This window comes from Kitasatospora sp. NPDC007106, from assembly GCF_040634455.1.
GTDB lineage: Bacteria > Actinomycetota > Actinomycetes > Streptomycetales > Streptomycetaceae > Kitasatospora > Kitasatospora arboriphila.
In genome coordinates this window covers 1-5,384 of record NZ_JBEYFP010000407.1, presented here as the reverse complement: position 1 = coordinate 5,384, position 5,384 = coordinate 1, and the positions used below count along the sequence as shown (strand labels likewise).

7 protein-coding genes are annotated in these 5,384 nt (G+C 75.1%); 1 reads left to right on the top strand and 6 read right to left on the bottom strand.

Features of this window, described 5'->3' with window-relative positions:
• Positions 1-989 (top strand): LysR family transcriptional regulator (locus ABZ641_RS24755; protein WP_359985006.1); only part of this gene is annotated, 989 nt, incomplete at its 5' end.
• Between the two features lie 88 nt (positions 990-1,077).
• Here ABZ641_RS24755 and ABZ641_RS24750 read toward each other — a convergent pair.
• From ABZ641_RS24750 to ABZ641_RS24725, 6 genes are all read right to left on the bottom strand, one after another.
• Positions 1,078-1,719, bottom strand: a complete 642-nt coding sequence (locus tag ABZ641_RS24750; RefSeq protein WP_344628061.1) for a hypothetical protein — start codon at positions 1,717-1,719, stop codon at positions 1,078-1,080.
• Positions 1,719-2,714 (bottom strand): WXG100 family type VII secretion target, encoded by a 996-nt coding sequence (locus ABZ641_RS24745; RefSeq protein WP_359985003.1) that lies wholly within the window; start codon positions 2,712-2,714, stop codon positions 1,719-1,721. Before ABZ641_RS24745 ends, ABZ641_RS24750 begins: the two co-directional genes overlap by 1 nt.
• The gene (locus ABZ641_RS24740) at positions 2,711-3,028 is read right to left on the bottom strand and encodes a hypothetical protein (protein WP_344628063.1); all 318 of its coding nucleotides are present in this window, start codon (positions 3,026-3,028) and stop codon (positions 2,711-2,713) included. Before ABZ641_RS24740 ends, ABZ641_RS24745 begins: the two co-directional genes overlap by 4 nt.
• Positions 3,029-3,262: 234 nt before the next feature.
• A complete protein-coding gene (locus tag ABZ641_RS24735) occupies positions 3,263-4,285 on the bottom strand; it encodes a nitroreductase family protein (protein WP_359985000.1) in 1,023 nt (340 codons plus the stop codon).
• A 142-nt stretch (positions 4,286-4,427) separates the two neighbouring features.
• Positions 4,428-4,772, bottom strand: a complete 345-nt coding sequence (locus ABZ641_RS24730) for a S26 family signal peptidase (RefSeq protein WP_344628065.1) — start codon at positions 4,770-4,772, stop codon at positions 4,428-4,430.
• A 40-nt stretch (positions 4,773-4,812) separates the two neighbouring features.
• Positions 4,813-5,187 carry a hypothetical protein gene (locus tag ABZ641_RS24725; RefSeq protein ID WP_359984997.1) on the bottom strand — a complete coding sequence of 125 codons (375 nt, stop codon included), beginning with the start codon at positions 5,185-5,187 and terminating at the stop codon, positions 4,813-4,815.
• Between the last annotated feature and the right edge of the window lie 197 nt (positions 5,188-5,384).

Here is a 5,384-nt window from a genome sequence, read left to right as displayed (position 1 = left end):
CTGGTTATGCTCCCGTCGTGGAGCTCGACGTCCGACACCTGCGGGTGCTGTGCGCGATCGCGGACACCGGCAGCGTCCGGAAGGCCGCCCGCCGGCTCGGCATGACCCAGCCGTCCCTCACCACCCAGCTGCACCGCATCGAGCGGACCATCGGCGGACGGCTGTTCACCCGCGAACAGACCGGCAGCCGCCCCACCGCGCTCGGCCACTCGGTGCTCTCCAGAGCCAGACCCGTGATCAGCGAGATGGACGCCCTGGTCGCCGCCGCCCGCGAGGAGGCCGCCGGGCCGGGCCGCCGGAGACTGCGGATCGGCAGCGTCGGCAGCCGCGCGGTCGCCGCCTGGCTGCGCCGCGTCCACGACCGGCTCCCGGACACCGACACCACCATCCACATCGACATCTCGGCGATCGCCCTGCTGCAACTGGTCGCCGCCGAACAGCTCGACATCGCCTTCGTGCACGAGAGCGAGGGCTTCCCGCTGCGGGTGCCGCCCGGCACCGAACAGCGCGTCCTGATGGCCCGCGAACCGCAGTTCGTCGCCCTCGCCGAAGGCCACCCGGCGGCCTCCCGGCCGGTCGTCGCACTCGCCGACCTGGCCGAGGACACCTGGATGGTCGACCCCACCGCCGACCACGAGTACGCCGCGCTGCGGCGGGTCTTCGCCGAGGCCGGACTCGACCCGCGGGTCGTCCAGGTCCGGGACAACGCCACCGCCGCCGAACTCGTCGCCTCCGGCGAGGCCGTCCGCCCGTGCCAGCCCACCTCACCGCCCGGCCCCGGCACCGTGCTGCGGCCGGTGCACGGCGACCCGTTCGCCGTCCGGCTGCTGCTCACCTGGCGGCCCGGAGCCATCGGCGGCCCCGCCCTCGACGGGCTCTGGACCGACCTGCGACGCGCCTACCTGGACCTCGCCAGCGTCAACCCCGCCTACCGCGCCTGGCTGCGCCGCCACAACCGCTCGCTGCGCCACCTGCTCGCACCCTCGTGAGGAGGCGGGCGCACCACCAGGGGCGCCCCGGATCCCTCAGGCGCACCGCTCCCGGACCGCGCGGTTCTCCCGCGCCCCCGGTGGCCCTCTAGTGCGGGCCGGGGCCGTCGAGGAGGGTGTGGACGGCTCGGGCGTGGGCGTGGGAGCGGGCGGTGACCGCGATGTGGGAGCCGTCGGCGAACACGAGGTCGACGCGTTCGGGCTGACGACTGCGGACGGTGCCGGTACGGGCGAGCTCCTGGCGCCCGAAGGCGGCCATCAGTTCGCCGTGGTCGTGGTCGACCAGCAGGACCCGCCGGTCGGTGACGGCCAGCAGGGTGCGGCCGTGCCGGAACCGGCGGTGGGTGCTGGGTCCCGTCCGCACGGCGATCACGAAGCGGCCGGCCGCGCTGCCCCAGCCGCCGGAGAACGGGCGCCCGTGGAACGCCCGCCGCACACCGCGCACGGTGGACTCGCCGACCGCCTCGACCATGCCCTCCAGGTCGAGGAGTTGCAGCGGCAGCAGGAGGACGGCCGACAGGCAGCCGCGCCGCCGCCCGGCCGGTTCCTGCGGCGGCCGGACGGCCGTCCGGTGCCGCGCGGGCAGCCCGCGGCGGACGTACCGGTCGAGGCCGAGGTCGACGACGCCGTACAGCGGTTCACCGGGCTGCAGCCACCGCAGCGGCAGCTGCGACCAGCGGTGCAGACGTTCCTCGTAGGCCCGGTCGAATGCCGGGTTCGCCGGGGCCATCAGCCGAACGCCTCCTCGATCCGGCTCCGGGGCACCCGGTAGGCGGGGGCCGCGGGGCGGCCGTCCAGGTCGCGGGCGACCGCGTCGATGTTGGTGTCGCTGTTGAGGGCGTCGCCGATCGGTGCGGTGGGCGAGCCGGTCAGCCCGGTGGCGCCTTCGAGGAGCGGCTCGGCGACCGCGCCCTGGAACCCCTTGAGCGCGGTGGAGGTCAGGAACCGCTCCGGCGACTTGTACGGGTTGGCCCAGGTGCCCGGGTTGAACGCCGACTTGCCGCCCTTGCGCATCCGGCCGACCGCCTTGCGGGCGGCGTTGGCGCGCTTGAGGGCGGCGCCCGCCTTCTCGGCCTCGCGCATCTCCTTGATGAGCCGGCGCAGGGTGCGCAGCTTGCGCGCCAGGCTGACCGAGACCTTCTCGACGCGGGCGAGGAAGACGAGCATCTCGGCCTCGACCACCACGGCGTCGACCACGGTCGCCAGGCCGAGGGTCAGGATGTCGGCGACCAGGCCGGCGGCCAGGGTGACGGCGATCCATTCGATCGCCTCGCGGATGATCTCGACCACCATGTCCTCGGCGAGCCGGCACTCCGCGGCGGCCTGGCTGAGGATCTGCGCGGTCTGCGCCATGTCGTCGGCGGTGGCGTCGACCGCCTCGACGACCTGGCCCATGTGGCGGCCGAACGCGGCGGAGGCCTGCCCGTGCCAGTCGTCGACGAGCGCCTCGCCGCCGCGGCGCAGTTCCTCGGCGACCTCGCGGGTGGCCCGGGCCTGGTCCTGCCACGTCCGGGCCGCGGCGGTGAGGGCGTCGGCGTCGCCGGTGACCTTCTCCAGCCACCCCATCAGGCCGGACTTCTCCAGGGCCCAGCGGACGGCGTCGTCCAGGCCCTGGTCGATGGCGCCCTGGGCGGGGTTGTGGATCTCGGGGAGCGGCAGCAGCGGCTCCTTCATCCAGTCGCGGGTCCACTTGTAGGCGCCCGCGACCTCGGCGGCGGTGGTCATCGGGCGCCACCGCCGACGCCGCGGCCGACCTCGTCCTCGCCGTCGCGGTAGTCGGCCGCGTTGGCCTCCAGGCCGTCGGTCACGTGGGCCAGGACGTCCATGAGGTCGGCGAGGTTGTCCTGCTCGGCCTGCGCGTGGTCGTGGTAGCCGTCGCGCAGTTCCTCCGAATCGGGCAGGTGGCCGAACGCACCGGCCGGCACCTCCACCCCGGCGAGCGTGTCCCGCGCGGCCGCCAGCCGTGCGTTCTGCTGTTCCACCAGTGCCGCGTACCGGTGCAGTGCGTCCGGACGCACGCGGAAATCAGGCTCGCTCATGCGGGTATCCCCAGGCCCTTGAGACGTCGCTCCGCGGCGCGCCGGGGCTCACCGCGGATTTGTTCGAGAGGACCTTACCGGGGCGTCGGCACGGTGAATTCCCGGGGCGGGTGCCGCACCTCCGGGCGGCGGTTCCCGGGAATTCGACGAATCGTCAGAGGCGTTTCGCAGCAGCGGATCTGGTGTTGCGTCGGATCGGGCGCCGACGGTGGCCACCATTCGCCTGCAGATCTTTCACATTCCCTGCGCGGCGCCGGGGTCGGCGGGCAGGTCGAGGATCTCGTCGACCGGGCGGCGCGGGGTGGTGGCGCCGGGCGGCCCGTAGCCGAAGCGCAGCACCAGCTGGACGTGGCCGGGGCCCTGCTCCGGGTCGCGGAGCAGCCGCCGGGTGTCCGGCCACTCGACGGCCTGGTGCAGGACGGAGACCCGCAGTCCGTGCAGGGTGGCGAGCAGCCAGACGCGTTCCATCGCCTGGCCGGCCCGCAGCCAGTCGGCGGCGCGGTCCCCGTGGGTGGTCAGGGTGGCCAACTGCGGCAGGGCCTCGAACCGGCGGGTGGGGGGCGGGGCGAGGACCGCGGGTGCGGGCGGGCGGCCGGTGAAGCTGCGCATCGGCACCCGGGCGTCGTGGTCCTGCGGGCCGAGGGCGGCGGCCGGGATGCCGTCCACGGCCGGGGCCTCGGGCCGCAGCCAGGTACGGGTCTCGGTCTGCCGGGCGACGTCGGCGGCGATCCGGGCCTCCGCCTCCGCGGTCAGGTCGAGCACCCTCCGCACCTCGGCCTCCTCCAGCGCGGTCATGACCGTGCCCTCGGTGTGGGCCGCGTCGAGGAGTTCGCCGAGCACCGCCTCGGGCACGTCCCGGTTGGCGAACGGCTCGCGGCTGGAGTGGCGGAGGAACACCGCCGGGTAGAGGTCGCGGCCGAAGGGCTCCGGGCCGGCCTGCCGCCCCTCGGCGAGGTCGAGTTCGGCGATCGGCTGCCGGCCGGGGTGGCCGGGCTGCAGCCGCAGCACGGGTGCACGGCCGAAGTGCACGGCGGCGACCCGCAGGTTGAACAGGGCGGCACCGATCGAGATGTGCAGCGCCCGGCCGTCGGGGTCGGTGACCGGGACGGCCCGGCGGTAGTCCGCGTACACCTCCAGGCGGCGCAGGTCGGCGCTGGGCCGGAACCGCCACGGCTGGCTGTTGTGCAGGGAGGGTGCGGCGCCGCCGGCGGCGGCCAGGGCGCGCAGCTCGTCACGGGTGAGGGCCGGGCTGATCATGATGGATCACTCCTTGCCGCGGGTACCGTCGGTACTCCGAGCGTGCGCCGCCCCGGGTGCACCCGGTAGGGCCCAAGGGCCCACCGCGGCGTGCCGGGAGTCCCGCCTCCCCGACGCCCGGGCGCGTCGTGGGACGCGCCGCTCAGCCGCGCACCCGCCCGGCGGCGCCGGGCCGGGGCACGCCGTCGACCGACAGGCAGATGCCGAAGACCCGCTCGTACCCCGTCCAGCCGTTCACCCGGCCTCGGTTGTTGCTGATCTGCACCCGCCGGCGGGCCGGATCCAGGGCCGACACCAGGTGCAGGTACACCGTCCCGGAGACCCGGGCCAGCACGATGTCGCCGACCTGCAGCGCGGACGGGTCGACCGGGGCGACGACCACCGGCTGCCTGCTGCGGATCAGCGGCACCATCGACGAGCCGCTCGGCCGGAACTCCACCGTCGCCCCGCCGGCGACCCGGCCCGCCACCCCGTCCAGCACTCCCATGCGACCGATCGTGGCAGAGCCGCCGAGGCGGGCCCACCGGTTATCCGGGCGACCCGGGCCCGGCCTCACCGCTCCCGGGCGGTTCCGTCCCGGGCGGTTCCGTCCCGGGCGGTTCCGTCCCGGGCGGTTCCGTCCCGGCCGCCACGAGCCGGACGAAGCCCTCGGTCCATTCGTCCCGGTCGAGCGTGTACTCGCCGATGTGGAAGCAGTCCGGCTCCTCGGCGAAGCCGGGCAGCAGGCGGGCCCGGTGGATCCGTTCCCCGGCCAGGGCCTCGGTCGAGTAGACGCCGAGCAGCTTGGCGTCGTCGCCGTCCTGTTCGTCGAGGTACGGGACGTCGCCGTCGAGGTGCAGGGTGGCCCCGTCCTCGCCCGCCTCGTTGTGGTGGGCGATGTGCCAGAGCAGGTGGACCTTCATCGCGGCAGGCTACCGGCCGACGGGGGCGGTTCGGCGCAGCGGTCCGGTTGGTGCGAGGATGGCCCGGTCGTGATCCTCTGTCAGTTCCGCCTCCTGCGTGTCGCGGTCTTCGCCACGGTGTGCGTGGCGCTGGCCGCGCTGGGGCACGCCGCCGTCTCCGGGCAGCCCGTCCCGGTGCCGGTGCTCGGCGCCGCGGC